Source organism: Billgrantia bachuensis, assembly GCF_011742165.1.
GTDB classification, from domain to species: Bacteria; Pseudomonadota; Gammaproteobacteria; order Pseudomonadales; family Halomonadaceae; genus Halomonas; species Halomonas bachuensis.
The window spans coordinates 78,965-105,838 of the sequence record NZ_JAAQTO010000005.1 but is presented as its reverse complement, the minus strand read 5'-3'; the positions used below and the strand labels follow the sequence as shown (position 1 = coordinate 105,838).

At 58.5% G+C, this 26,874-nt stretch carries 21 protein-coding genes, 4 tRNA genes and 1 pseudogene; 8 read left to right on the top strand and 18 right to left on the bottom strand.

All coding sequences use genetic code 11. The features are described 5' to 3' along the window. Positions 1-37 precede the first annotated feature (37 nt). Positions 38-1,576 carry an NCS2 family permease gene (locus tag HBJ55_RS02820; protein WP_167110828.1) on the bottom strand — a complete coding sequence of 513 codons (1,539 nt, stop codon included), beginning with the start codon at positions 1,574-1,576 and terminating at the stop codon, positions 38-40. 153 nt (positions 1,577-1,729) lie between these two features. On the opposite strand from HBJ55_RS02820, the gene HBJ55_RS02815 reads away from it, so the two are divergent. Beyond that, positions 1,730-2,476, top strand: coding sequence for a Crp/Fnr family transcriptional regulator (locus tag HBJ55_RS02815; protein WP_167110826.1), 747 nt, complete (start codon positions 1,730-1,732; stop codon positions 2,474-2,476). A gap of 89 nt (positions 2,477-2,565) precedes the next feature. Here HBJ55_RS02815 and HBJ55_RS02810 read toward each other — a convergent pair whose 3' ends face one another. The 4 genes and pseudogenes from HBJ55_RS02810 to cfa form a co-directional block, all read right to left on the bottom strand. Then, the gene (locus HBJ55_RS02810; protein ID WP_167110824.1) at positions 2,566-3,753 is read right to left on the bottom strand and encodes an amino acid aminotransferase; all 1,188 of its coding nucleotides are present in this window, start codon (positions 3,751-3,753) and stop codon (positions 2,566-2,568) included. Continuing rightward, a pseudogene (locus HBJ55_RS22680) lies at positions 3,737-3,903 on the bottom strand (4a-hydroxytetrahydrobiopterin dehydratase). The gene HBJ55_RS02810 and the pseudogene HBJ55_RS22680 overlap by 17 nt, the downstream one beginning before the upstream one ends. 161 nt (positions 3,904-4,064) lie before the next feature. Then, on the bottom strand, positions 4,065-4,976 hold the full coding sequence (locus HBJ55_RS02800) for a GGDEF domain-containing protein (RefSeq protein ID WP_167110822.1): 912 nt from the start codon (positions 4,974-4,976) through the stop codon (positions 4,065-4,067). Positions 4,977-5,197: 221 nt separating this feature from the next. After that, positions 5,198-6,349: a cyclopropane fatty acyl phospholipid synthase gene (gene cfa / locus HBJ55_RS02795; RefSeq protein ID WP_167110820.1), complete on the bottom strand. Its 1,152-nt coding sequence runs from the start codon at positions 6,347-6,349 to the stop codon at positions 5,198-5,200. 179 nt (positions 6,350-6,528) lie between these two features. Between cfa and pyrF the strand changes: the two genes are divergently transcribed. Continuing rightward, positions 6,529-7,230 carry an orotidine-5'-phosphate decarboxylase gene (gene pyrF, locus HBJ55_RS02790; protein ID WP_167110818.1) on the top strand — a complete coding sequence of 234 codons (702 nt, stop codon included), beginning with the start codon at positions 6,529-6,531 and terminating at the stop codon, positions 7,228-7,230. A 6-nt stretch (positions 7,231-7,236) separates the two neighbouring features. On the opposite strand, the gene lapB is transcribed toward pyrF, so the two are convergent. The 3 genes from lapB to HBJ55_RS02775 are packed head-to-tail and all read right to left on the bottom strand — an operon-like array spanning position 7,237 to position 9,056. Further along, entirely contained in the window at positions 7,237-8,424 is a 1,188-nt protein-coding gene (gene lapB / locus HBJ55_RS02785) for a lipopolysaccharide assembly protein LapB (protein WP_167110817.1), read from the bottom strand. Then, on the bottom strand, positions 8,425-8,730 hold the full coding sequence (locus tag HBJ55_RS02780) for a LapA family protein (protein WP_167110816.1): 306 nt from the start codon (positions 8,728-8,730) through the stop codon (positions 8,425-8,427). 29 nt (positions 8,731-8,759) lie between these two features. Next, positions 8,760-9,056 carry an integration host factor subunit beta gene (locus tag HBJ55_RS02775; RefSeq protein ID WP_010629003.1) on the bottom strand — a complete coding sequence of 99 codons (297 nt, stop codon included), beginning with the start codon at positions 9,054-9,056 and terminating at the stop codon, positions 8,760-8,762. Between the two features lie 201 nt (positions 9,057-9,257). Between HBJ55_RS02775 and HBJ55_RS02770 the strand changes: the two genes are divergently transcribed. Both HBJ55_RS02770 and HBJ55_RS02765 read left to right on the top strand, forming a co-directional pair. Next, positions 9,258-9,551, top strand: coding sequence for an FAD assembly factor SdhE (locus HBJ55_RS02770; protein ID WP_167110815.1), 294 nt, complete (start codon positions 9,258-9,260; stop codon positions 9,549-9,551). Then, complete coding sequence (locus tag HBJ55_RS02765) at positions 9,511-9,903, top strand: hypothetical protein (protein ID WP_167110814.1); 393 nt, start codon at positions 9,511-9,513, stop codon at positions 9,901-9,903. Before HBJ55_RS02770 ends, HBJ55_RS02765 begins: the two co-directional genes overlap by 41 nt. 20 nt (positions 9,904-9,923) lie before the next feature. On the opposite strand, the gene nadB is transcribed toward HBJ55_RS02765, so the two are convergent. From nadB to uvrY, 7 genes are all read right to left on the bottom strand, one after another. Then, positions 9,924-11,516, bottom strand: coding sequence for an L-aspartate oxidase (nadB, locus tag HBJ55_RS02760; RefSeq protein ID WP_167110813.1), 1,593 nt, complete (start codon positions 11,514-11,516; stop codon positions 9,924-9,926). Between the two features lie 87 nt (positions 11,517-11,603). After that, a tRNA-Leu gene (locus HBJ55_RS02755) sits at positions 11,604-11,690 on the bottom strand. 39 nt (positions 11,691-11,729) lie between these two features. Beyond that, a tRNA-Cys gene (locus HBJ55_RS02750) sits at positions 11,730-11,803 on the bottom strand. Positions 11,804-11,902: 99 nt separating this feature from the next. Further along, positions 11,903-11,977, bottom strand: a tRNA-Gly gene (locus HBJ55_RS02745). 70 nt (positions 11,978-12,047) lie between these two features. Then, positions 12,048-12,596 (bottom strand): CDP-diacylglycerol--glycerol-3-phosphate 3-phosphatidyltransferase, encoded by a 549-nt coding sequence (pgsA, locus tag HBJ55_RS02740; RefSeq protein WP_167110812.1) that lies wholly within the window; start codon positions 12,594-12,596, stop codon positions 12,048-12,050. Positions 12,597-12,665: 69 nt separating this feature from the next. Continuing rightward, the gene (gene uvrC, locus HBJ55_RS02735) at positions 12,666-14,480 is read right to left on the bottom strand and encodes an excinuclease ABC subunit UvrC (RefSeq protein ID WP_240935962.1); all 1,815 of its coding nucleotides are present in this window, start codon (positions 14,478-14,480) and stop codon (positions 12,666-12,668) included. A gap of 50 nt (positions 14,481-14,530) precedes the next feature. Further along, the gene (gene uvrY / locus HBJ55_RS02730) at positions 14,531-15,178 is read right to left on the bottom strand and encodes a UvrY/SirA/GacA family response regulator transcription factor (RefSeq protein WP_167110842.1); all 648 of its coding nucleotides are present in this window, start codon (positions 15,176-15,178) and stop codon (positions 14,531-14,533) included. A 258-nt stretch (positions 15,179-15,436) separates the two neighbouring features. Here uvrY and HBJ55_RS02725 point away from each other — a divergent pair. Together HBJ55_RS02725 and HBJ55_RS02720 are read left to right on the top strand one after the other, a co-directional pair. Continuing rightward, positions 15,437-15,512 (top strand) — tRNA-Ala (locus tag HBJ55_RS02725). A gap of 686 nt (positions 15,513-16,198) precedes the next feature. Then, positions 16,199-18,463: an EAL domain-containing protein gene (locus tag HBJ55_RS02720; protein ID WP_167110810.1), complete on the top strand. Its 2,265-nt coding sequence runs from the start codon at positions 16,199-16,201 to the stop codon at positions 18,461-18,463. Between the two features lie 792 nt (positions 18,464-19,255). On the opposite strand, the gene HBJ55_RS02715 is transcribed toward HBJ55_RS02720, so the two are convergent. Beyond that, the gene (locus tag HBJ55_RS02715) at positions 19,256-20,929 is read right to left on the bottom strand and encodes a methyl-accepting chemotaxis protein (protein ID WP_240935958.1); all 1,674 of its coding nucleotides are present in this window, start codon (positions 20,927-20,929) and stop codon (positions 19,256-19,258) included. A gap of 1,121 nt (positions 20,930-22,050) precedes the next feature. Next, positions 22,051-22,293: a hypothetical protein gene (locus HBJ55_RS02710; protein ID WP_167110809.1), complete on the bottom strand. Its 243-nt coding sequence runs from the start codon at positions 22,291-22,293 to the stop codon at positions 22,051-22,053. Positions 22,294-22,485: 192 nt separating this feature from the next. Here HBJ55_RS02710 and HBJ55_RS02705 point away from each other — a divergent pair, with 192 nt between their 5' ends. Both HBJ55_RS02705 and HBJ55_RS02700 read left to right on the top strand, forming a co-directional pair. After that, a complete protein-coding gene (locus tag HBJ55_RS02705; RefSeq protein WP_167110808.1) occupies positions 22,486-23,472 on the top strand; it encodes an SDR family oxidoreductase in 987 nt (328 codons plus the stop codon). An 85-nt stretch (positions 23,473-23,557) separates the two neighbouring features. Beyond that, the gene (locus HBJ55_RS02700; protein WP_167110807.1) at positions 23,558-24,982 is read left to right on the top strand and encodes an amidase; all 1,425 of its coding nucleotides are present in this window, start codon (positions 23,558-23,560) and stop codon (positions 24,980-24,982) included. Positions 24,983-25,010: 28 nt separating this feature from the next. On the opposite strand, the gene HBJ55_RS02695 is transcribed toward HBJ55_RS02700, so the two are convergent. Continuing rightward, entirely contained in the window at positions 25,011-26,756 is a 1,746-nt protein-coding gene (locus HBJ55_RS02695) for a diguanylate cyclase domain-containing protein (protein ID WP_167110806.1), read from the bottom strand. Positions 26,757-26,874: the final 118 nt, after the last annotated feature.

The window sequence follows — 26,874 nt, the reverse complement described above, 5'->3', positions numbered from 1 at the left end:
CAGGGCCTTTTGCCGTTTCGGGGCTCTACGGTAAGGCTCAGTCGGCCGGCGGCGGTTGCGTGGCTGGAGCAGGCCGCGACGAGGAGCCGTGAGGTGCTGCCAACTTCTCTTGCTGCCAGGCAAAGTATAGGAAGAGGGCGCCCATCACCATGTAACCGAGGGTGAAATCCCAGGCAGCGTTCAGGGCCAGTTCCGGCGCATGCATCAGGCCGACGAAGGAGAAGCCGGCCGCCACCCCGGCGAAGATGGCCGCGCGGCGGAATTGGTGATCGATGACCGAGACGGTCATGGCACCGATGAAAATGGCCATGAACATGGCCCCCTGGCCCATGGCGACGATGCCGCCCGAGATGTCCGCCACCACCTCGCCTGCGCCACGATTGAAGCGGGTCATCACGTAATTGGCGAAGTAGGGCAGCATGGCCAGCGCCACGGCAGGATAGTAGCGCGTATCGTTGCTCTGGAAGGCGGTAGCGATCATCGACATGCCGACGAAAACGAGGATGGGGGCAACCACCGAAACCGGGATGATGGCCGCCAGGGCGGCGATCAAACCGAACATGGTGGCCAAGGCATAGACCGCACCGTTGAGAATACTGTAACCGCGGCCTGCCCCCATCCATTTGGCGCCTACGGTGGCAATGTACACGGTGGTGGGGAAGACGCCGCCGAACAGAGCACCGATCATGGTGCCTGCGCCATCAACGGCCTGGCATTCGCGCACATCGTACTTGTCGCCGGCGGCTTCCATCGCCTCGACGTTGTTCATGGTTTCGATGGCGTTATACAGCGTGATCGGCAGCACGACGGTGAGTACCGCCAGCATACCGGTAAACAACAGCCCCAACCCCTCGAACCAGGCCAGATTGGGCAGCAACGGGTAGAAGCCGAGGTGGGTGAAGGCGTCGCTGAAACGCTCGCTTCCGGCATCGCCGATCAGGTAGGCCATGGCAGTACCAATGACGATGGCAAACAGCGAAGTGGGCAGGCGGAAAGGCATGCTGACCCGTGCCACCAGACCGACGATGATGATAGCCAGTACCAGTAAGCCGATGACAGGCATCTCCAAGGTCTTGAACAGCATCTCGCCGGCGATGAAGGTCAATGCAACCCCGGCCACGGCACCGAGCATGGCGGCGCGCGGTAAATGATACTGGACCCAGCGGCCGACCAGACTGACGGCTGCCTCGATGGCGCCGCTGATGAAGCAGGCAGCAACGGCCACCTTCCAGGCCAGTTCGGCATCGCCGGTAAGCTGCTTCGCGGGTAGCAGCACGCCGAACAGGAAGACGAACATGACCGGTGTGGAAATACCATAGGAGAGTGCGGTGACGTCCGCGCGGTTCTCCTTGCGCGCCAGGCGAGCCGCACTCCAGGCATAGTAGAAGTTGCCCACCATCACCGCTACTGCTGCTCCCGGTAATACCTGACCGAATACGATGGAGGCGGGGAAGCCCATGCCCAGCATGCTGATGGCAATGATGACGAAGTTCGCGATATTGTTCTGAAAGAGAGCGAAGAAGGCATCGGTGTCCTCCTTCTTGTACCAGGGGTAGTGCACAGGGGAAGCCGCCATGATGAGCCTCTTGTGTGTTGGGGTTGTAGTCAAGGCAGGCTCAGTGTGACCGTGTCCTGACTGATTGGTCAAGACTGCCTTTGTCGTATACTGCCATTAACTTCGGTGTCGTCATGTGCATGGCCCGCGTTCCTAGTCGAGAGGAGAGTGTCGATGAGCTCAGAGAAGAGCTGTATTGTCCGTCACTTCAACTATTTTCATCCGGTATCGGACGAGGACAGGGAACTGCTGGCGCAACTGGAGGATAGCGCTACACCAGTACGGGCGGGCACTATCCTGTGGGAAGAGCAAGATGAGGCTGCTGAGTTCAGTACTCTCAAGGCGGGCTGGGCATTTTCCTATCGCAATCTCGAGAACGGCTCTCGTCAGATTCTGGATATCTATTTGCCTGGCGATATCATCGGGCTGCGGGAATTCGCCTTCTCGCAGCGCCTGGCTGGGGTGCAGATGATCGAAGACGGTGAAATCTGTTTCTTTCCCCATCGCAACCTCGTCAATATCTTCCATCGCTCGTTCACCCTGACCTCGATCCTGTTCGCCGTTGCCAGCCGCCAGCAAGTGATGTTGACGGAACGTCTGGTCAACCTGGCGCGACGCAATGCGCGCCAGAAACTGGCACATTTTCTGCTCGAGATGTGCCAGCGCCTCAAGCAGACTCACGGCAATGGCTGTGAAAGCTTCCGTCTGCCGCTGTCGCAGGAAGTGCTGGCAGATCTGCTCGGGCTCAGTACGGTGCACGTCAGCCGAACCTTCACTGCGTTGAGCGACGACGGTCTTGTCTTTCGTGATCGCTACAACGTAAAGATACCGGACCTTGAAGCATTGAAGCAGGAGGCCGGGTTCGATGATCGCTACCTGATCGAGAACATGCGCCCGCTTTTCAACGGCGCAAAAGCCTGAGGCGGACACTAGACCAGCTTGCTGGCCATATACGCAATGCCCCGGCGACGGCCGGGGCATTGCGCTGTTCCCAGGAAGCGGGCAGTCGGTCAGTTGACTGCCGCAATGGCCTTGGCCAGGTAGGGCAGGTTCTCATGGGAGAAGCCGGCCACGTTGGCCCGGCCTGAACGTACCATGTAGATACCGAACTCATCGCGCAGGCGGTCGACCTGCTCCGGCTGCAGGCCGGTATAGGAGAACATGCCGCGCTGCTCGGCTACGCAGGCATATTTCTGGTCGAGCCCGTAGGGCTTCAGTGCTTCGACGAAATCGCGGCGCAGGGTGTTGATGCGATCGCGCATTTCCGTAAGCTCTTCGCGCCAGATGGCGGCCAGTTCGGCGGAGTGCAGGATCTCGCTGACGATGGCGCCGCCATGAGCCGGCGGGTTGGAATAATTCTCGCGGGCGACGATGGCCACCTGCGAACGAATGTTTTCCATCTGCTCATTGTTCTTCGCCACCATGATCAGGCAGCCAGTGCGCTCGCAGTAGATGCCGAAGTTCTTCGAGCAAGAACTGGTAATGATCACTTCGTCGAGGTTTTCGGCCAACAGGCGTACGCCGTAGGCGTCCTCGTCGAGGCCCTCGCCGAAGCCCTGGTAGGCAAAGTCGACCAGAGGCAGCAGGCTGCGCTCACGGATCACTTCCAGGATCTGCTGCCACTGCTCGCGTGAGAGATCGAAGCCGGTGGGGTTGTGGCAGCAGGCGTGCAGAACGATGACGTCGCCGGTGGGGATCTGCTTGACCGCTGCCAGCATACCGTCGAAATCAAGGCGGTTCTCGGCATCGACGTAGGGGTACTTGTGCAGTTCGATACCGGCGGCAGTGAAGATGCCGTGATGGTTCGGCCAGGTAGGGTTGCTGACCCAGATGCCCTTGCCGGGGAGCTGAGTGCTGATGAAATCGGCAGCCAGACGCAGCGCGCCGGTACCGCCCGGCGACTGGGTTGCGCTGGCGCGGCCGGCCTCGAGCACCGGCGAGCCTGCACCCAGCACCATCGGCAGGATGACTTCGCCATACTCGGGTGCACCGTGGGAGCCGATATAGGTCTTGGTGGCTTCGTTCTTGAGCAGCAGGGCCTCGGCTTCCTTGACGGCGCGCATCACTGGGGTGTTGCCCTGGGCATCCCTGTAGACGCCGACGCCGAGATCGACCTTCTCAGGATTGGTATCCTTCTTGAAGGCCTCGATCAGGCCGAGGATGGCGTCCCCGGGAACCCGCTCAATATGTTCGAACATTTTGTTTCGCTACCTCGTCGGTTCTAGCGGCAAGAATGGAGTCGTTGCGATGCAGGCCCTTGATCTTGTGTGTCCACCAGTTGACGGTGACCTGTTCCATTCGGTCAGTAGTGCCGGGTGGTGGCCCGCGGCCTCGGCAACGTCACCCACGCGATTGGTAAAGGCAGGGCTTGCCGAAAATCGAGTAAGATAAAGACCCGCTCAATAGCATGATGCCATCGCGCTCGACGATCCGCCACTCGTGAACCTCGGACCTGAACCGCCTGATTCCGGCTTCTGAGTTCGTGACGATCCCGGCAGCGGGACTGACGCTACCTACTGACGACACGGTTGCGCCCTTGATGCTTGGCCGCGTAAAGGCTGCGATCGGCCCTGTCGATCAAGGTGTCTCTTGGCTCGCCCAGGCGATATTCGGCAAGACCGATACTGGCCGTGACTTGGCCGGCATCGATACCGAAATTGTGCTCGGCGATGGCACGGCGCAGCCGCTCGGCCAAAGGGCGGCTGGCGACCAATGGGGTCAATGGCAGTATCACGGCGAACTCTTCACCACCAAGTCGGCCCACGACATCCTCTTCCCTCAGTAGTTGTTGACAGATAGTGGCAAACTCGGCAAGAACCTGATCGCCTTGCAGATGTCCCCAGGTATCGTTGATACGTTTGAAATGATCCAGGTCGATCAGCATCAGGGAGAGCGGGCTCCCATGGCGATTGCTCCTGGCAATCTCTTCGTCCAGCCGAGTCATCAGCCTGCGGCGGTTGGCCAGGCCGGTCAGGTCATCGGTATCGGAGAGCCGGCGTAGCCTGGCCTCCTCGGCCATTTGCTCGGTAATGTCGATCATCAGGCCATACCAGAGCACACCGGTCGTCGCGTCTTCCGGCTGGGCTCGCAGCGCCACCCAGCAACACCGTTGGCTCGACAGGCGTATGCGGAACTTGGTGGCGATGGGTATGCGCCAGCGAGCCGAGCGCTCGATGGCAGCCATCACGCGCGGGTAATCCTCTTCGTCCAGCCGGTCGAGCATATGGCGAGCGTCCTGGCTCAAGGCGTCGCGGTCGATTCCTGGCAGACCGGTACCGCTACCGGCCAGGTAGGGGAAATGCATGTGTCCATGATGGTCACGATGAAACTGGAAGACAACGCCGGGCAGGCGTTCCGTGAAGTCACGCATGCTGATCGGCTCGTTCAGCTCCCCTCCCGTCATGGCATTCTCATCAGGCATGCGGGCATCCCTTGTGGCCTGCTGCGCACAGGCATGAGTCCTGGTGTTGTTATGTAACGGCCCGATGCCTCGTCATGGTATCAGCGGAAGTCGCCTGCCTTCAGAAGGGAGCCGTTGTGTGAAGGTCTAATATACGTTGTAACAGTGCGTAAATCATCTAGCAGAAGCTGTAAGAAATTGTCCATGTCGCTTGTAAGAATAAGCCGCATGCAGCAACGATCTCATCGTGGTGCGTCGTAGCGCGCCCTTCTACCACGCGAGAAAACGACCTGCCAGAGCTGAAGGTCACGGGCACGAAAGGCGCCGGCGCACACCGAAAGGTAATAGCGGAACATACGCTCGGTGCGCTGGCTGTAGCGGTCTGCGATCTCGTGCCAGTGGGCGTCGAAGTTGTCGCGCCAGGCCATCAGCGTCCTGTCGTAGTCGGGGCCGAAGTTGTGCCAGTCCTCCATCAGCAGCAGATTTTCGCTGGCATCGGCAATATGACGTGCCGATGGCAGGACCCCGTTGGGGAAGATGTAACGGTCGATCCATGGGTCGACGCTGATCTCTGAGTGGTTCGAGCCTATCGTGTGCAGCAGGAACAGGCCATATTCGGCCAACAGTCGTTCGACGGTCTGGAAGTAGACGTCGTAGTTGCGATGGCCTACATGCTCGAACATGCCGATGGAGACGATGCGATCATAGCAGCCGGTCAGTTCGCGGTAGTCCTTGAGTTCGATCTCGACGGGCAAGCCGGCACAGCGTTCTCTGGCCAGCTCCGCCTGCTCGCGGGAGATGGTGATACCGGTGACCGAGACACCGTAGTGGCGGGCCGCATACTCGGCGAAGCTGCCCCAGCCACAGCCGATGTCGAGCACGTGCATGCCGGGGCGCAGTTCGAGTTTGCGACAAGCCAGTTCGAGCTTGGCAAGTTGGGCTTCGTGGAGCGTTCCGGCTTCTTTCCAGTAGCCGCAGGAGTAGCACATGGTGGGGTCTAGCATGCGCTCGAACAGGTCGTTGCCCAGGTCGTAGTGAGCTTCGCCGACGATATAGGCTCGGGCCTTGCTCTGCAGATTGAGCAACCCAGCCTGGAGGCGATACATGATGCGATCTGCTGGGGGGCGAGCCCGCTCTCCCAGGCCGTGCTGAAGCAGGCGGCAGGCCATTTCATCGATCTGCTCGCACTCCCACCAACCGTCCATGAACGACTCTCCCAGCCCCAGGGAGCCTTGGCGCAGGATTCTCGAGCAGAAATCGGGATGGTAGATCTGCGGGTCCCAAGGAGCCTCGCCGTTGAGTGTCACGCCGGAACCCTCCAGCAGCGTACTCAGCACTCGCTGGGCGCGGCTGTCGGGCAAGGCAATGGGGCCTATGCGTTGTTCACTTGTCATGGAGTCCTCCCGATCCATCAGTTCAGGGGCATAGCGCTGGCCGTTGTCGTTGTCTTGCTTGGGCGAATCTTGCCTCCCAACACATATTAGGTAAGAGCATAGTTCAGCCTGAAGAGAACGGTGAATCGTCAAGGACTGGTATAATCGAGCGAACTGACCACGCAGCCGGAGCACTCAACGTGTCTAGTGATTCGCCACTGATCATTGCCCTTGATCACCCCTCTCTCGATGCCGCCCTGTGCCTGGCCGACCGGCTCGATCCCGAGCGCTGTCGCGTCAAAGTGGGCAAGGAGCTGTTCACCCGCAGCGGCCCGGAGGTGATCGATGCGCTGCATGGGCGCGGCTTTCAGATTTTTCTCGACCTCAAGTTCCACGACATTCCGAACACCGTGGCTGGGGCCGTACAGGCGGCTGCTGAGCAGGGTGTGTGGATGGTCAACGTGCATGCCAGCGGTGGCAGGCGCATGATGGAAGCCGCACGAGAGCGACTGGAGCGCCATGGTTTGTCCACCCACCTGATTGCCGTAACGGTACTGACCAGCATGTCGGCGAGCGATCTTGCTGAAGTAGGCGTCGATGCGACCCCGGCACAGCATGTCGAGTGGTTGGCCATGCTGGCGCGTCAATGCGGCATGGATGGTGTGGTGTGTTCGGCTCAGGAGGCGGCCAGGCTGCGCGAGCTGTGTGGCGACGACTTCCTCAAGGTGACGCCGGGCATCAGGCCCCGCAGTACCGAGCATGGCGATCAACGTCGCGTGATGACACCGGCCGAGGCAATGGCGGTCGGAAGCACCCATCTCGTGATTGGAAGGCCTGTGACCCAGGCGGACGATCCGATGGTGGCCTTGACGGCCATCGAGCAGGAGCTGGCCGCTGGCTGAACACCCTTACTCGCCTTCGATGCCGGTAATGGGACGGGTGGTGCCCCAACTGCGGCAACTGGGGCACTGCCAGTGGAGCGGCTGACCGGCGAAGCCACAGCGCTGACAGCGATGCCTAGGCCGTGCCGTCAGCAGGGTATGGGTATGTTGCTTGAGCAGTTGCAGCCGGTTGTCGGGTGCACCTTGCTGTTGCTGCTGGTGCTGGTAGAGGTCCAGCAGGTAGTCGAGCGCACCCAGGCTGGGTGCTCGGTTGAGCTGCTCGCTGACCAGCTCGATGGCTACCTGTAGCCCATGGCGCTTGCGCTGAGTCTCCGCCAGCAGAATGATCAGGCTGGTCACGTGAGCACGATCGAGCAGCCGCTCCAGGCAATCCACCAGTCCCGCTTCATCATCCAGCATTGCATAGGCGTGGTGTAGCGGTTCCAGCGCAACCGGCATCATGTCCAGATCCTGATCCGGAATGCGCATGAGGGTCCGGATGGCCTCGCGATAATGCCCGGTATCCTGGGACAATGCCGCTAACAACAGGTTGGCGCGCACGCAGCGTGGGTCGATGGATAGCGCCCGGCGCAAGTGCTTGCGGGCCAGGCCCGGGCTTGCTGAGCGGCGCTCGTGATCGGCCATTTCGCAGAGCCAATGGGCCGCTGCCCGGCGGATGTCTTCGTGCTGGCGGATCAGATTGGGATAGGCCACGTCAAAGGCAGCCTGCCACTCTCCCTCACGATCGAACAGGTCCGCCAGCAGGCGCTTGGCGGCATGACGAATGTCATCATGGCTGGAGTCCTGTACCAACTGCTGGAGCAGTCGCTCGCTACGGTCGAACAATCCCAGATGGAGAAAATCCCGTGCCAGTTCGAGCTGTACCTGTTCGCTCTGCAGCGCCGTCAGGGTGGGGCGAGCCAGCAGGTTCTGGTGAATCTTGACGGCGCGGTCGGCCTCACCCCGGGTGCGGAACAGATTACCCAGGGTAATGTGGGTATCGATGGTCTCGCTGTTGACCTCCAGCGCATTGACGAAGGTCTCGATGGCGCGATCGGGCTGTTCGTTGAGCAGATAGTTCAAGCCGACGAAATAGTCCCGCGACAGCGTATTCGGTAGCGCGCGATCATGGCTACCCTGGCGCTCACGGCGGCCTAGCCACCAGCCAATGGCAACGGCGGCCACTAGCAGCACAAGCAGCAGGGCATCGAGCATTTACGGCAGTTCCTTGAGCTCCTGAACGCGAAGCCGGTCGAGTTCCTTGCGTTGCTGGCGATTCAATCGCTGGGCGCGGGAAAGTGCGGTGCGCAGTCTCAGCCAGACTCCTGTCATCGCCAGCATGCCCAGCACCACGCCGCAGACCAGGGCGGCTAGGAGCCAGACGGAAAGCGATATGGGCGGTAGCTCCAGCCAGATCAGGTTGAGCGGTACCGTCTGCTGGTTGTTGACGGCGAAGAGTATGCCGACAAGCAGCACCGCCAGCAGAATGATGGCCAGGATCAGGCCTTTGAGCCAACGCATGTTTCTATCCCTTGTGAATGACGAAAGTGTTAGTAGCCGAGGGCGCGGCTGGCATTGACCTGCTCGCGGAGCTCCTTGCCAGGCTTGAAGTGTGGCACGAACTTGCCTTCCAGCGCGACCGGATCGCCGGTCTTGGGGTTACGGCCTACCCGTGGCTCCCGGTAATGCAGGGAAAAACTGCCGAATCCCCTGATCTCGACTCGCCCACCCTCGGCCAGCGTATCGGTAATGTCATCGAGAATCAGGCGAACCGCTGATTCGACTTCCTTGATCGAAAGTTCAGGCTGACGCATGGCGATCTGTTCGATCAACTCAGATTTGGTCATCGGGTCATCTCCAGGCTTTGCCCGGTCCGGTGGGACCTGGGTGGCATTCTTGTTCTTCCGTCAGCATACTGCTCAAACCGAGATAAAACAACGCACTACGACCATGGTCAAGAAAAGTGAACAAGGCAGGCCGAAGCACTGCCCCATTTTTCCTGCTCCGGTATACTGGATGACTCATTCCCCCTACCATTGAGGCCGACGTTGAGCGAAGCGAATACCCCCGATGCCGCTGCCTTGCGCAAGCGGCTCTATTGGCACTCCCGGCGCGGGATGTGGGAACTCGACCTGCTACTGATCCCTTTCCTCGAGCACTGTTACGACCAGCTTGGTGCCGATGACCAGGCGGCTTATCGTGCTTTCATCGAGGGTGAGGATCAGGATCTCTTTGCCTGGCTGATGCAGCGCGATGAGCCCGCTCCGGAGTTTCGTCGCATCGTGGCGCTGATTCAAGAACATGCCGAGAACGCCGACAACGATCCGCATCGTCCCGTCTAGGCTGGCATGGGGCAGCCAGTGGCTGCTGGCGTTGGCAGTCAGCGGTGTCGTGTTGGTTCATACTCCCGGCTGGCTGGCGCTGCCGGCCCTGGCGTGGCTCTTGCCGCTGGGTTGGTGGCTCTGGCACGGGCAGGCTTGCGGTGAACTGCAAATGCTGCCGGAAGCAGGGGGCGGCTGGCACTGGCTATGGCGTCCGGCGGCGGCCACCGAGGCCGCTCCCGTCGAGCTGCGGTGCGCCTATCTCGGCCCTTGGCTGATTGCGCTGGAGGTCGGTCATCAGCGGGCCTGGCTATGGCCCGATAGCGCTTCGCCTGCTGCGCTTCGACAGTTGCGGCGCGCCTTGGCTCGTTGACCGAGGCTTCGAATGGCTTTTCAGGCTGGGTGCGAAAGGTCGTCCAGATGGAGTCTCGAGGGCTGAGGCGAAAGGTGTTGCTGGCAGTCCGGATTGAAGTGCAAGCCGCGTGACTCACGACGCTGGCGAGCCGCCAAAACCGTCAGGCGGGCCAGCCTGACGGCATGCCATAGACTCGCTAGCGCCGCGCTGGGCGCAGCGCTAGCGAGTACGGCTTCCACTTCCCGACTCAGCTCACTCAGTTCGCTTGCTGCGGCATCGAGCCCTGCGTCGCGGCGAACGATTGCCACGTGGCGGCTCATGATGTCACGCATTTCCTTGCGCCATTGCTGGATACGCTGGGCGTCCACCTTTCTTCCGCCCACGCCGCCTGCTGGCAGCGGCGCCATGGCTGGAGCGTGGCTGAGCGCCAGCTTGGCGGCACAGCTACGTGCGTAGACAAGGCATTCCAGCAGCGAGTTGCTGGCCATGCGATTGGCGCCGTGCAGCCCCGTGCAGGCGACTTCGCCGATGGCGTACAGGTGCGGCACGCTGGAACTACCGTCGAGGTCGGTGGCAATCCCGCCGCAGCTGTAATGGGCGGCGGGCACGACGGGGATCGGCTGTCGAGTAATGTCCAGCCCGCGGCTCAGGCAGTGGCTGTGGATGGTGGGGAAATGATGGCGAATGGCTGCCTCGCCGAGATGGGTCACGTCGAGCCAAACATGAGGCGAGTCGGTGCGCTGCATCTCGGCATCGATGGCGCGGGCAACGATATCGCGTGGCGCCAGTTCGGCACGCTCGTCCAGTGCGAGCATGAAGCGTCGCCCGTCCGTGCTGTAAAGCCGTCCACCTTCGCCTCTAACCGCTTCGCTGATCAGGAAAGGCGGGCCGTCCGGGTCGTAGAGACAGGTAGGGTGAAACTGCTGAAACTCCAGGTTCATCAGCTCGGCTCCCAGCTCGGCGGCCATTATCATGCCTTCGCCACTGGCCGGGTGTGGGCTGGTGGTATGTCGGTAGACGCCACTGGCGCCGCCGGTGGCCAGTACGGTATCGCTGGCCTGCAGTGCCAGTGGCTGGCTGCGCTCATCCAGACAGAGAGCGCCGCGACAGTGTTTCTCCGCGTCGGCCAGCAGGCCAATGGCGACGAGATCGTCGCGAATGGTGATTGCCGGATGTGCCTGGACATGAGCCTTGAGGGTATCGAGCACGGCACGCCCGGTGGCATCTTCGGCATGGATGATGCGGCGGGCGCCATGCCCGCCTTCCCGAGTCAGGTGGTAGGGGTAGCTGGCGTTTGGGCTGTCATCACGAGTGAACGGCACGCCTAGCGACAATAGCCACTCGATGGCAGCGGGCCCTTGTTCGACGGTGAAGCGCACGGCCCGCTCGTCGCACAGGCCATCCCCGGCCACCAGCGTATCCGCCACGTGGGCCTCGAAGTCGTCCTGGGGAGAGAGTACGGCGGCAATGCCGCCCTGAGCCCAGCGGCTGGCGCCTTGATCGTCGCTGGCGGGGCGCACCAGGGTGACACGGCGTGTCTCGGCGACGTGCAGGGCCAGGGTCAGGCCGGCAACGCCTCCGCCGATCACCAATACATCGTGTTCGCTACGAGTCGGGGTGCTAGGAGCCATGCGCGTTCTCGCTGAAGCCTACTATGCAACAGCCAGCATGCCGTAAAGGTGTCCGGCAGGATAGGAGCGAGGGGATAGCGAAGAGCCTGGTGCCCGGAGCCGGGCTCGAACCGGCACGGTGTTGCCACCGAGAGATTTTAAGTCTCTTGCGTCTACCAATTTCGCCATCCGGGCGGCACGGTTTCGAGCAGGCAGCTGAAAGGGGTCAAGAAATGGAGGCTGGAGTCGGAATCGAACCGGCGTACACGGAGTTGCAGTCCGCTGCATGACCACTCTGCCATCCAGCCTCGTTGAGTCGTTTGCGGTGAGAAGAAGATCGATCTGCCCGGCGTGCCGGTTCACGACCCTCGGTACCGCCTCTCTTGTGCGCTTGGCCCACAAGAATTTGGAGCGGGAAAGGAGATTCGAACTCCCGACCCTCGCCTTGGCAAGGCGATGCTCTACCACTGAGCTATTCCCGCTCGACTCGAGTGCGAATTATACGGATAAGCTCGTTAATGTCAATCACTTGATGGCATCAGGAGCATGCATCTACATCGCGCGAGACAGGTGGGGCCAGGCGGCGCGCAAGTACATATACATTGACCAGAGTGTCATGATGGCAGCGACGTGTAGGGTGGCTACGCCTACCAGTGAAAGCTGCGTGCCTGGGGTAAAAGCCAGCAGCAGCAGCAGGGCGACCATCTGCAGGGTGGTCTTCACCTTGCCCAACCAGGAGACGGCTACGCTGCCTCGCTTGCCCATCTCGGCCATCCATTCGCGTAGCGCCGAGATCACGATTTCGCGTCCGATGATTACCAGGGCCGGCAGGGTCAGCCAGATGCTGTCAAAACGCTCGATGAGCAGAGCCAGGGCCACGGCCACCATCAGTTTGTCCGCCACCGGGTCGAGAAAGGCACCGAAAGGCGTGGACTGGTTCCAGCGCCGTGCCAGGTAGCCATCGAGCCAGTCGGTGACAGAGGCCAGTGCGAAGAGGCCGGCCGCTATCGGCATGCTCCAGGCATAAGGGAGATAGAAGAACACCACCAGCAGCGGGATAAAGGCGATTCTAGCCAGCGTCAGGATGTTGGGGATGTTCATGTGACGGGGGGTCCTTGCCTTGGATCGGAAAAGCCTAAGTGGACCCCATTCTATCTGTACCGGACGTTATCATCCATGCAGGGAGCGATGAATCGTCTCTGCCAGAGTGGCACTGATGCCGGGCACACGGGCAAGCTCTTCGCGGCTTGCCTGCTTGACACCCTGGAGCCCGCCGAAAAAGCGCAGCAGTTCACGACGGCGCTTGGGGCCGATACCTTCGATATCTTCCAGTGCCGAGCTGCGGCGGGCCTTGTCGCGACGGTTGCGGTGTCCGGTGATGGCAAAGCGGTGGGCTTCGTCCCGCACGTGCTGGATGAGGTGCAGGGCCGGCGATGCCGTCGGCAGGTCGAGGGTGCGATCGACGGTTTCGATGAAAAGCGTTTCGAGACCGGCCTTGCGTGTGGTGCCCTTGGCCACGCCAAGCAGACGGATGTGGCCGAGCTCCAGTTCGCCCAGGACCTCGCGTGCCAGGTTGAGCTGCCCCTTGCCGCCATCCAGCAGCAAAATGTCCGGAGTGGCTCCTTCGCCTTCGGCGAGGCGACGAAAGCGCCGGCTTAGAGCCTGGCGCATGGCGGCATAGTCGTCGCCGGCAGTCACGCCTTCGATATTGAAGCGCCGGTAGTCCGATTTTCGCGGCCCATTGCGGTCGAATACCACGCACGAGGCTACTGTCGCCTCGCCATGGCTATGGCTGATGTCGAAGCATTCGAGCCGCTCGATGGTCGTCTCGAGCGCCAGGGCTTTCTGCAGCGAATCGAAGCGGCGGTCGAGTTCGTTCTGGCTGGCAAGACGACTGGCCAACTGCTGCTCGGCGTTGGTGCGTGCCAGTTCGAGCCACTGGCTGCGGTGGCCGCGGACCTTGTGGGTTACACGTACGCGCCGCTCGGCACGGCTACTCAAAGCGCTTTCCAGAATATCGTCGTCGGGGAGCGGCAGGCTGCTGATCACTTCACGAGGAATCTCGCGACCCTGACCAAGATAGTATTGGCTGACGAACTCTCCCAGCAGCTCCGAGGCTGCCAGGCCCAAGCCGTTGTCAGGCGTGTGGTGGCGAGCTCCCAGCAATCGCCCTTGACGTACCGCGAGAACAGAGATGCACAGCGCACCTTCGCGTTCGGCCAAGGCAAATACATCGGCGTCGCCGCCTTCGGTGTCGACGAACTGGCGGTGCTGGAGCTGGCGCAAATGCTGGATCTGATCGCGCAAGCGGGCGGCGTCCTCGAATGCCAAGTCACGGCTGGCGGCTTCCATGGCCTCGGTCAGTTCCTGAGTGACCTGCTCGCTGCGACCTTCGAGACACATCACTGCATGCTCCAGGTCGCGCCGATAGTCGGCTTCACTGATGTAATCCACGCAGGGCGCGCTGCAGCGTTGGATCTGGTACTGCAGGCAGGGGCGCGTGCGATGTGAAAAAACGCTGTCCTCACAGTTGCGTATGCGGAAGATTTTCTGCATCAGCGAGAGACTTTCCCGTACCGCGCCGCTGCTTGGGTAAGGGCCCAGGTAGCGTCCATCGTCGTGGCGCCTGCGGGCACGCTTGTACTCGAGCGCGGGGTAGGGATGGCGATCGCTGACGAAGACGAAAGGGTACGACTTGTCGTCGCGCAGCAGGATGTTGTAAGGCGGCCGGAGCTCCTTGATCAAGGTCTGCTCGAGCAGCAAGGCCTCGATTTCACTGCGCGTCACCGTGACCTGGACGTCAGCGATGCGAGACACCATGGCCTGAGTCTTGGTATTGAGCGCGCCGCGAAAGTAGCTGGCCAGGCGAGCCTTCAGTCGCTTGGCCTTGCCTACATAGAGGGTGTCGCCACGCTCATCCAGCATCCGGTAAATGCCGGGGGCTTGCGTGAGGTTGGCAAGGAACTGCCTCGGGTCGAAGGTCATGGCGCTCTGGCTGTCTTGCATGGAAGCAATAGATTACCAGAAGCGTGCCTTCAGTTGGCGGAGTCGAATCCTTCGATGAGGCCGTGCTTCAGTCCCAGGTGGGTGAGTTCCACGTCGGTTTCGACACCGAGCTTCTCGAAAATCCGGTAGCGATAGGTGTTGACGGTCTTGGGGCTGAGGAACAACCGATCGGAGATTTCCGAGACCCGCTGGCAGTTGACGATCATCATGGCCACTTGCAGCTCGCGCTGCGAGAGCTTGTCGAACGGGTTCTCCTCCGAGTCGAAACGCGAGAGGACCAGGCGCTGGGCGATGTCGGGGCTGATGTAGCGATGCCCGGCAAAGACGCTGCGGATGGCATCGACCATGTCCGGTACCTGGGTGTCCTTGCTGATGAAGCCGCCGGCACCGGCATCGAGCATGCGCTGAGCGAAATTGTCTTCCATGAAACCGGTAAGGGCCAGAATACGCACATCGGCATTGTTGCGCATGATCTTGCGAGTCGCTTCAAGACCGCCGATACCTGGCATGCGCAGGTCCATCAGAATGACATCCGGCTCCAGCTCGCGACAAAGGGTAATGGCTTCCTCGCCGCTGGCGGCTTCGCCCACCACATTTATATCCTCTTCATTCTCGAGCAAGCGAGCGAGACTGGTGCGAACCAGATGATGGTCATCGACAATGAGCACCTTGATCAAGACTGACATTCCTCGTCATTGCGGATAGCTGGCGGCGACGAACAGGCAGTCGCGGCGGAGCTTGAACTCGGGCTAGGCTCTGAACACCGAGCCTTCGGCATTCAGTTGCAAGCTTGCCATACTCATGAGGCAAGGGAAATTGAACGAGCATCCCAATCCCCGCTTTCTATCAACGAAGAGTATGTTCTCGTGCGGACTATTGACGGACTCGGCCGCGATGGGTAAGATACGCCTCGTTCTCGCAGGTCGAGAACGTGTGGGGCCTTAGCTCAGCTGGGAGAGCGCAACACTGGCAGTGTTGAGGTCAGCGGTTCGATCCCGCTAGGCTCCACCAACAAGTTTTGAAGAATCAGCCGCTTGGCGCATCGCGCCAGGCGGCTTTTTCGCGTGCCCGTAAAATTCCCGTAAACCTCCACTCCATTACTAGCCATTTTAGGACGCTCCAAGAAGGGCGTTCATGCCTTTTCCTGGGCCCTTCGCTTCCTGCCAGCGGATGCCGTGACCATCCAGGTAATGTTTTGTCATCGCTTCGTCTGCGTGGCTCGAACAGCTCGGAGCCGAGCGAGCGGATTCGTGGAACGTCGGCTTCTGCCTCACATCCAGGCGCGCAAGCAATCGACGGGTGCAGGGCGTAGGGCGCGAGCTATGACATGATTGCCGCCAACGTCGAGCATTATGGACGCCAGCTGGGCTTCAGCGTGTCCAGCTTTGCTGTTGACTGTTTTGAGCAGGTCGAGGACAGCCGGCGACCTGGGCGATTGGTAGAAATGCGCCAGCCGCACAGGGTTAGGGCCTTCAAGCCATGCCGCTTTTGAGACTCCTCGTAGCCGCAACCAGAACACAAGATTTGTGGTTAGGCTTCTTAATAAAATATGCTATGCCTAAAGCTTAGATGGCATGAGATACTTGGGTTAGGCGTGCTTGAACTAGTAAAACGATAATTTAACGCTGCAGGTGTTGAGCATGGGTCGAGATAGGACAAGACACAGGATGTAATGGGCCTCGCGAGATAGTGGACGTATGAGAATTAAGTTAATAAAAGTATGGTTCTGGGCTGTGGGGCTTACGATTATAGGGGTTACCACTAGCGCCTCACATGGCCAAGTAGAAACATCAGAGCCGGCAAAGGTTGTTTTTGTAGGCTCAGCAACCTATCGTCCGTTCCAGTGGGTTCCCCAAGATGGCCAAGCCAAGGGATTTGTTATAGATCTTCAGGATAGCTTGGCTCAACAAGGTAATAGGGTCGCCGAGCATAGGTTAATGGCATGGGAGGAAGCCATTGAGTCTGTCAGGCTGGGGCAGGCAGATGTTATACCTTTGCTAGCCTCGGAGGGGCGTAAAGAAGATTTCGATTTTACGGAGCCCTTTTATTATTTGTCGCATGGGATATTTTCATTAAATAACAAGAGTTATAGGACGTTAAATGAGTTAGTGGGGGGGCGGGTTGCTGTAGTACGAGGCAGTTATGCAGCAACTCGGCTTGAGGAAGAACAACATGATTTCATTCTGGTAGAGGTTGAAACGGAGCGAGACTGCTTGGTCGCTGTCAATGAACAAGAAGCAGATGCCTGCGTGGAAGTGGTTAACACTTCGCGCAGGCATGCCGCCGAGACTCAAGTAGAACAAACAAGCGCCCCTTTCTGGCCACAACCATATGTGTTCGGTGTACGAAAGGGCAACGATGAAATGTTGAGTTGGTTAAACACTAATCTAGCATTGATTCAGGCGGAAGGCACGTACCACGATATTTATCATGAATGGATACCAGAGCTAGAATGGCATAAGCACCGCATGTCTGATTGGCTTCGCTATTTCTACTGGTTACTTTTGCCGCTATCTTTTGCCACTCTTCTTGGATTTTCTCTCTCTTGGTACTTAAAGCGTTTGGTGCGCTTCCGTACACGTCGACTTTACGAGGAGCTTACAGCCAAAAGGGAGCTTGAGAAGGAACTGCGCTACAAAGCAGATTATGATGAGGTCACAGGTTTACCCAGCCGAGCGGCATTCATCGATAACTTGGGTCGATTGCTGGAAGAACGAAGCGAGCTGGCACCTACTGTCATCCTCCTTCGATTGCTCAATCTTGAACAGTTAACCAGCTTGTTCGGCTATCATTTCGGCCATGAGTTGTTGTTGCAAGAGTTTTCTAGCCGCTTGGAATCCCTGGGGTTTGCACAGATTAGCCATTTTGGCTCAGGTGTATTCGCTATCGTAAGAAAACATGAAATGTCACACGAAGACATTGTGGTATTCGTTAGTGAGTCCCTTGAAATAGGGAAGTTAAATATAAGCGCAAACGTGGTTATGGGAATTAGCGAGGGTCGCGCTGAAGTCGGTCATAAGAGCCAATCTGAGGCGGAGGAGTTAGTTAGACGTGCCATGACCGCTTACTCAGCAGCAACGAAAGCTTCTGAAGCATGGCGTGTTTACACTGGCGGCCTTGAACCTGATCCTAATGACCTCATCCTCGTAGAAGATTTTCGTCGGTTTGGCACCCGCGATATGTATTTATTGTACCAACCTAAGCTTGACTTGACGAGCGGATACATAAAGGAAGCGGAAGCGCTGGTTCGTTGGCAGCACCCGACTTTAGGCTTTGTGCCTCCTGGTCATTTTATTGGACTCTTGGAAGAGACGGGGTTGATTAAACAGTTGACTTATTGGGTTCTTAAAGAGTCGGTGGCTCAAATTGAACGATGCCGTTCTCATGACCCTGACTTTAGTATTAGCGTTAACGTTTCGGCTCGAGACTTGGCTGAGGGATACACGCTAGTAGACTACATTCTATCATTGAAACAGTTCTGGTACCCGCAGGGACTTTGCCTTGAAATAACAGAAACAGGCGTCATTCAAGATCATGATCATGCTCAGAAGGTGGTTAGTGAACTTCATGAAGCTAACATTAGCTGTGCAATAGATGACTTTGGAACTGGTTACGCTTCTTTATCTTACCTCAGCAAGTTTTCTGTTGATGAAGTGAAGCTGGATCGTAGTTTTATCGCCAATATGATGGAGAGTGAGAAAGATAGGGCCATCATCGCTTCTACAATCAACCTCGCCCATAAGATGGGGCTTCGGGTGACGGCGGAGGGGGTCGAAGATGAAGCAACACTACAGGCGCTAGCAAAAATGGGATGCGATACAGCCCAAGGATACCTGATTTCGCGTCCAATACCCGAGGCGGAACTGTACCGATTCATGTGCAGGAGACACTTTGTGGAAACCCTCTTACTCCCCGCTGAAGGGAACGTAACTGAACCAGATTCTGATAGGGCAGGCCCATGATGAGGGGTGCTATCGATCTACACTGGTTAAGTAGAAAGGAGGGAGTGCTAGATCTTTACAAAATTTGCACGCATCAGCATATGGCGTTTTCGTATCTGTAGGCTGGCGCGTATTTCCGCCGAGAGCCAGATTTACCAACGCCCTGCCGGCATCCGGAGGGGCGTTTTCGTTAGATGCGGTTGGCTAGTCGGGACGATCGCCAGGACGACGGTTGGGAGCCGCCCCGGGAGAGCGGCTGTCAGGCCAAGCGGGAACCCTGCCGTGCAATGGCCAGCCTAGCTGCAGCCGTATCGGCGAGATCGAGTCATGAGTGGGGTGCGGCGCCTTGGATTACCGGTCGCCGGGATCAATATAAGCATATCTTACGAACTTGATGTACGGTCACGCACAGAATCTACCTAACATAAGTGACGTCAGGTGCCACGCTGTGGGATGCGTCAGGGAGCGATGCGCAACGGGATGGCCCGGCCGTTCATTCGGCCGGGCTTTCGTGTTTCTGGAGGCTGCTGCTGGCGCTGGATACTCTACGGCCAGCACCGTGGATCGCTGGCCAGTCGGCAATTTGACAGATAAACGCAGCAGTAGGGCGCTGAGAGAGGGATTCGGTGCAGGTGCAGCTCTATCATTGAGCTACACCTGCAGAGAAGTGGCACGGGCGGGCAATTATTTGTCGGCGCCCGGGCCACCTGATGATACATACCCAATTATAGCCATAAAAAATGGCAGCTACACTAAAACGCTGCGGCCAAAAGAGAATTGCTAGGCAGCCTTGCGTAACGCATGCGTTCTAGCTTAATACTCACTCCTTTCTATTTCTTCGGGCTGAACCGGAGATCGAGATGATCTTGCAGTAGTAATCGAAAGCGACTGGCTCTCTCTTACATCTCGCTGAGGTGAAGGGCTCATTTCGATTTTATCCTCCGTGCGGAACGTGGAAACTAATTCAGTCAGTTGCTTGGCCTGGACCTCGAGAGAAGCAGCGGCGGCACTTGTTTGATCGACCAGAGAAGCATTCTGCTGAGTTATGGTGTCCATAGCAGTGAGTGCAATATTGATTTGATCAATGCCGCTACTTTGCTCACGGGTTGCGATCGCGATTTCCTTCATCAAGTTAGAGACTTGGCGAATTGATTCGACCGTCTGGTTGATGGTTTTACCGCTGCGCTTGGCCTGCTCGGCTCCATTGCCGATTTGGGCTGTAGTCGATTCCACTACTGCGCGTATCTCTTTTGCAGACTCTGCACTTCGACTAGCCAAAGAGCGAACCTCATTGGCCACTACAGCAAATCCTCGACCCTGTTCTCCAGCTCGGGCTGCTTCAACGGAAGCATTCAGAGCGAGGATGTTGGTCTGGAAGGAAATTGAATCGATTATCTCAACGAATTCGTTGATCTTGTTGGAGCTGGCTGCAATTTCTTGCATTAGTTCAATGGTGCGAAGAACATCCTGACTACCGGCTTCAGCTGTATCGGCAGCATCAGAAGAAAGTCGATCCGCTTCACTTGCAGAATCAGTATTTTGTCGTACAGTCGAAACTATTTGCTCCATGCTAGAGGTGGTTTCCTGCAAGGAGGAGGCCTGTTCTTCGGTACGTGTAGAAAGATCTTGGCTACCGATTGCAATTTCATTTGAGCCCGTATAAACGTTTTTACTACTACTGCGCAGCGAAACAACCAAACTACTAAGTTTGTTCTGCATAGTGTTAAGGCTGGACAATAGCAAAGATATTTCATCTGAGCCCTTGTTAACGATCTTCGATGTTAAATCCCCTTCGGCGACTCGATGGGCCACCTCTACTGCGCCTTTCAATGGGTTTACTATGCTGCGAGTAATCGCATAAGCTAAAAAAATAGCCATCAAGAGTGCTATTGTCGAAAAGGCAATAAGTGACCAGCGCGCGAAGTCGTATTGTTTAATTATATCACCTTTGGCTACGTTCACTCGAGCTAACGCGGCTTGCTCTATCTGTTCAGCCAATTCTTCTAATTTATAGATTGCTTGTTTGTGTTCACTGAAAGCAACGTTAGCACTCTCCGTGTCACTAATTCTACCGTTTGTGATGTTGTCATAGACCGTGTTAAAACCGTCGACGTAGCCATCTAAAGCAATGTCGGCTTCACTATATAGTTTGTGTAAGGCTTCTGATTCGGTCAAAGAGGATCCATTTGTTAGAGCTTCTCTGAGCCTAATTTGTGTATCTTGCCATTTGTCATAATAAGATGCTAGCTTTTCTTGGTTGCTGATGTTTATAAACGCATCTTTTTCGTAGCGGCGTTGCTGTAAAGATAGAATTTTAACTAGGGCAGAGTTTGAGGAAAGTGCCACATCTCTTTCCAGGGTAGTATTCACAGTTCTGTTAATTGAGTTAAGCCCAAGCATTCCTGCGCCGAAGATGCTTAGGAGTAGCAGAGAAACGCTACCGAAGGCGATGCCGAGCCTTGTACCAATTTTGACACGTGAGAGCATGTTTCAGTACCGCTTGTGAGGGAATGAGACCCTTCTATCGGCATCAGCACCTAGAACTTAAGTATAAGTAGGAAAAATACGCGCCCCGGCTACCCAGCCGCAGTCAGCCGCCAGCTGGGTCAGATCGGTACGAAGCAACAGGCCACACTTTTCCCTTTCAGGACTAGAGCCGTAAAACCCTGTCGGAGCGCCAGTAGCCACGTTGAGCGTATATGCTGTATGTGCTTCCAGTGGAAGGAGTGGGCTTATCTTTGCTAGCAGTACTTTAGGCGAACGCCTATGCAACACTGGCAGTGTTGAGGTCAGCGGTTCGATCCCGCTAGGCTCCACCAAAGTTTCGTAGAATCAGCCGCTTGGCGCATCGCGCCAGGCGGCTTTTTCGTTAGCCTGTAAACTGCGTTTTTGAGGTCGGACAGGTGCGGTTGGCTAGTCGGGACGATCACCAGGACGACGGTTGGGAGCCGACCCGGGAGAGCGGCTGTCAGGCTTTTTTCCTCGAAAGTTGTTCCAAGCGTTCTTCGCTTTGGCACGATTTGCTGGCTTTCTGAGCCAGTTGAATGCAGCCAGCATTAACCATTTTCTCATACAGACCTCCTTGCCTGGAATGAGTGATTCCGTCTAGGTATGGCTGGCCGCTGCCCTATGGTCAAGCGGGGCGGCTAGCTCGTTTTTCGTGCTGGTAGCGCCTGCTATCTCGTCCCTTTTGTGGAGGCTTTCTCTATTCCGCAGAAACGGCCACACCGAAACCGCTCATGTTGGCCAGACTCTGCTCGCCACGCTGTAAGCTATGTCTTACAAACTTGATGTACGATCACGCACAGAATCCACCTGACATAAGTGACGTCAGATGCCACGCTGAGGGATGCGTCAGGGAGCGATGCGCAACGGGATGGCCCGGCCGTTCATTCGGCCGGGCTTTCGTTTTTCTGAGGCTGCTGCTGGCGCTGGATACTCTACGGCCAGCACCGTGGACCGTTGGCCAGCCGGCAATTTGACAGATAAGCGCAGCGGTAGGCGCTGATAGAGAAGGGGATTCGGTGCAGCTCTGTCATTGAGCTACATGATTCGCCGCTTGGCGCATCGCGCCAGGCGGCTTTTTGCGTATATCTGTCGCTATTCCTCTACCTTTCCGCACACCATTGAGTATAGGTGCCCTGTTCGTCAGGATGGCCGAGACGCCACTTGGGCGCGACATCAAGCATCTCTTCCCGATACCACTGCTCGACGTTCTCGCAATAGCGCTGCTGGTCCGGTGACAGGTCACCTGGGTTTACCGTTTCCGCCTGGTCCCTTGCATCGTTGAGCAGATGGATGCCAGCGCCGATGCCGACTGCGCAGGCGGCAGCCACCAATGCCTTATTCATTTTCTTTTCCTTGTCATTGTGCGCATCTATTAACCAAGATTAGCTCCTTGAAACGCAATGATACAAAGTTGGTGGCACGCGCTCCGCCATTCTCGCGCTCCGTCGACTACGTTATGGGCACGGTCGGAGATGCCAACGACACCGCGCTGGCTATTGCCGGCTCGGAGTAGGCGTCATCAGGGAGGAGTCGAGATGCGTACAAAAGATTTGCGCGATGCGGTAGTCGTGTTGACAGGCGCTTCGAGTGGCATTGGCCGGGCCGCTGCCCAAGAGTTCGCACGCTGTGGTGCCGCGCTGTTCCTCGTCGCCCGCGACCGCCGGGCTCTTCACGATGTAGCCGAGACGTGTCATCGCCTGGGTGGTCAGGCCCGAATAGTCGTTGCCGACGTCAGCCAGCCCGACGACATGGAGCGAGTTGCCAGGAGTACATTCGATACGGCGGGCCGTATCGATGTCTGGGTCAATAACGCTGGAGTCGGTGCGCTGGGGCCATTCGAGGAAGTGCCGCGCGAAGTTCATGAGCAGGTGTTACAGACCGACCTGCTGGGCGGTTTGCGTGGTGCCCATGCGGTGTTGCCGTACTTCAAGCGGCAGGAGTGCGGTACTCTCATCAACAACGTCTCGCTGGGGGGATGGGCGCCACAGCCCTATGCAGCCTCCTACAGCGCCGCGAAGTTCGGCTTGCGCGCCTTTGGCGAGAGCCTGCGTGGCGAATTGCGCCATTGGCCGAACATTCATGTCTGCAATCTCTTTCCCTCCGTCATGGATACGCCGGGTTTCCGGGATGGGGCGAACTATACGGGCCGTGTCGTCAAGCCCGTTCCGCCGGTCTACGATCCACGGCGTACGGCGCGGGCCATCGTGGGGTTGGCCAGGCGACCACGGCCTAGCGTCTACGTCGGTCTGCCCGCCGTGCTGTCGCTGTTTGCGCAATGGGTGCCGGGTTACAGCACGATCAATGCCAGCTTGGTGGATGCCTCGCTGCGCCGGGCACGGCCGCAGGCCGAATCGTCAGGAAACCTATTCGCTCCTCCTGGCGGAGAGCGGCGCATCGATGGCCGCTTTCGCTCGCCACGCCTGCGCCGGCGCGTGTTGACGGTGGCTTCGGCGGCGACTGTCGTAGCATCGATAAGCTGGATGCTGAGTCAGCGCCACCAGCGCTCAGCGCGGCGTGGCTAATGGTTGCGCGAAGTCCCTATTTTGCCCAACGGGATGTTTTTTCCCCACACTCGTAGGAGGTCTCACTGGAAAAACGGAGGTTCTTGTGAGCGATACCGATCTTGGCACCATGGATGCGGGGCAGCTTCGACAGCTTTTCGAAAGCGGTGCGGCTTCACCCCTGGAGGCAACGAGAGCTGCTCTCGAGCGCATCGATCGCTTCAACGATCGCGTCAATGCTTACGTAGTCGTCGACAGGGAGGGTGCAGAAGCGGCCGCCGAGGCTTCGACCCGGCGCTGGCGCGAAGGTCGTGCTCTCAGCCGCATCGATGGCGTTCCGGTCTCATTGAAGGATCTGACCGAATCAATCGGCCTGCCGGCGCGCAAGGGATCGCTGACAGAGTCGGACGCCCCTTGCGAACGGGATTCTCCGCCGGCACGCATGCTGCGCGAGGCGGGAGCGGTAATCCTGGGCAAGACCAATACGCCGGAATTCGGCTGGAAGGCCATTACCGATAATCGCATCTTCGGCGCGACGGCCAACCCATGGGACACCAGGCTGACGCCGGGTGGTTCTTCGGGTGGCGCGGCGGCAGCAGCGGCGCTCAATATGGGCGTACTGCACCAAGGGGGCGATTCAGGCGGTTCGATCCGCATACCCGCATCATTCTGCGGTGTGTTTGGCTTCAAGCCCACCTTTGGCTGGGTGCCGGAGTGGCCACGCTCGAAGGAGGCCTCGCTCTCCCACTTGGGGCCATTGACTCGAACCGTGGCCGATGCGGCACGCATGCTGAACGTGATAGGGCGCTACGACTATCGAGATCCTTACGCCTTGCGTGGACAACCGGACGATTGGGGCGAAGAGCTTGGTCAGGGGATCGAGGGCATGCGCATCGCCTACTCACCCACGTTGGGCTATGCCCGGGTAGAGTCCGAGGTGGCCGAATGCGTACGCCAGGCAGCCTGTCGGCTCGCTGAGCTCGGCGCCGAGGTGGAAGAGGTAGACCCAGGTTTCGAGTCGCCCATCCGTATCTTCAATACGCTCTGGTTCACTGCTTCGCTTGCGCTGTATCGAGAGCACGGCGAGCGGCAGCGCCGGCTGCTCGACTCCGGCCTGGTGGCCGACGCGAAGCGGGCCGAGCAGTTGAGCGCACTGGACATGTTCTATGCGCTGAAGGAGAGGGCGCGCCTGACGGAGAAGCTCGAACACTTCAATCAGTGTTACCACCTTGTCATGACACCTTCGGTGGCAGTGCGTCCCTTTCCTCTCAATCACGACGTGCCGCCGGGCACCGGCATGCGCGACTGGGAGGAGTGGGCGCCATTTTCCTATCCCTTCAACCTCAGTCAGCAGCCCGCTGCGTCCGTTCCCTGCGGCTTCACGCCTAGTGGCCTGCCTGTGGGGTTCCAGTTGGCGGGTGGCAAGCATGATGATGCGCGAATCTTAAGGGTCAGCCACGCTTATCTGTCGGCTTTTCCGTCGCGCTTTCCCGATGAGCTCGATTTGTCGCGAGGCGACTCGGTCGTCTAGTGGCGAATCCCGGTCAGGTCGAGCCCAGTCATTCCTCGGCCGGCCTGTGCTCTTCGAGCCAGTGGCTCAGTGCCTCAGCCGACAGCGCCGGGCAGTAGAGGTTGCCCTGCACGAGACGGGCGGAGACCGGCTCCAGGTTGGATGCCAGGTTTACATTATCGATGCCGACGATCACCGGCTCGATATCGAGAGCGTTCAGCATGCGACACGAGGCCTCCACCAGACGCCGCCCATCCTGACGCATTCCGACCAGTTGAGCATCGATGGTGGCTTTGTGGAAAGGCAGGCGAGACAGCCAGGCAAGGTCGACGGAGTTTGTGCCGACTCCCTCGACCGCAAGGCGGATACCAAGCCGCTCGAGCCGCTTCAGTAGGTGAGTCGCCTTGTCCAAGTCGCTGCCAATGCCGTGGGAAGGTACCTTCAGGGTCAGCCATTCGAAGGCCCCCATCTCCTGGTGGCGCAGGAAATGGTCCAGTGGCCGGTGGTCGAAGGTATCCTGCGCCAGATGCGATTCGCAGAGCTGGATGGAAACCGGCAGTCCTCCCAGGGGAGAGCCGGTGTCATGCCACTGGCGATGATCGGATATCGAGGTCTGGATCATCCAGCGGTTGAGTCTTACGCCAAGCCCCAGGCGGGCGAGAACGTCCATATAGTACCCCGGTGGTTGCTGCCAGCGCTTGGGGCGTTTCCAGCGCAGCACGGCTTCCAGGCCGGTACAGAGAAGAGAGTGCCGATCGAGCTCCGGCTGGTAGTGCAACACGAAGTGGTGATCCGGCATATGAACGGCTTCGCTGAGCAGGCTCTCGAGCTGTTGTTTCTCCTTGAGTCGTGCCGTCAAACGATGATCGACGAAGGCAAGGCGGCCAGGCCCCTTCTTACGGGCGATGAACATGGCGCTCCGCGCGGCTGTCAGCAGCGTCTCGACATCCTCGGCATCGGTGGGATAGAAGGCGATACCGATCGATGCCGTCATCAGCAGGTAGCGATCCCCCGAGATGAAGGGGGGCTCCAGGGCTTCCTGCAGGCGTTCCGCTACCAGCTGCGCCGCCTCCGCCGTTCCATCCTTTTCCAGCAGAACCACGAACTGGTCGCTGCCGAGCCTGGCCAGGGTATCCTTGCTGCGCACCTCGCGTTGTAGACGTTGGGCCAATTCGCCCAACATGCGATCTCCCTCGATATGGCCTGCCGCGTCGTTGATGGTCTTGAATCGGTCGATGTCGATGAATAGAAGTGCCAGGGTGGTGTCGGCACGTTCGGCCTGGGCCAGAGCGTGGCCCAGGCGATCGCGCAGGAGCAGCCAGTTAGGCAGGCCGGTGATGGGATCGATGTGAATCCAGTGACGATCATCGAGCATCTCGCCGTTGGCGCTGGTGAGCTGGACGAAGCTATGCAGAAAGTGGCGTGGCTGCTGATGTTCGTCGAGTATCGCGTCGACCGTCATCAATACCGGTAGCGACTCACCGTCGGCGCGACGACAGAGTACTTCCTGTTGCCAGGAATGCGTCAGGTTCGGTGTGGTGTCAGCAGTAACCGGCAGGTGCGAAGGTGTGCGTCGAGAGACGTAGAAATGCTCGATTGGCCAACCGCTCGTTTCGGTGCTATCGCTACCAGCGATACGGCAAAAGGCATCGTTGACCAGCACAATGATGCCATTCTGGTCGGTGATGACCATACCGGTCTGGCTCTGCTCGAAGGCATGTTGCACCAACCTCGCCGGATGTTGAGCAAGGACATGCAGGTGCTTGCCCGGGGGGCGGTTACCTTTTTCGGTCATCTGAGCGGCTTCATTAAGTTGAGTGCGGATCGACTTTAAGTCTATATCGTCCTGCCTCGCCAGGACTTGAGCAAAGGTCCCCTCTTGCGTTGAGGGGCGGGGTCGTCATGTTGGGTAA